This window comes from Vibrio sp. SG41-7 (genome assembly GCF_014164465.1).
Lineage (GTDB): Bacteria > Pseudomonadota > Gammaproteobacteria > Enterobacterales > Vibrionaceae > Vibrio > Vibrio splendidus.
On the sequence record NZ_JACJFF010000427.1, the window covers coordinates 1 to 253 of the forward strand.

Below are 253 nucleotides of genomic sequence, written 5' to 3' on the forward strand. Positions count from 1 at the left end.
CCTTTCACGGCGGTAACAGGGGTTCGACTCCCCTACGGGATACCATTGGGTCGTTAGCTCAGTTGGTAGAGCAGTTGACTTTTAATCAATTGGTCGCAGGTTCGAATCCTGCACGACCCACCATTCTTTCTCCGCGAAGGAATTAAAACTATCGTGGGCGATTAGCTCAGTTGGGAGAGCACCTGCCTTACAAGCAGGGGGTCACTGGTTCGAGCCCGGTATCGCCCACCATTCTCTAAAAATTCTTGGTTAT

General features: G+C 51.0%; 2 tRNA genes. Both read left to right on the top strand.

From position 1 onward, the window contains the following. Positions 1-47: 47 nt before the first annotated feature. A tRNA-Lys gene (locus H5300_RS27470) sits at positions 48-123 on the top strand. A gap of 32 nt (positions 124-155) precedes the next feature. Further along, a tRNA-Val gene (locus H5300_RS27475) sits at positions 156-231 on the top strand. The last annotated feature ends 22 nt before the right edge of the window (positions 232-253 follow it).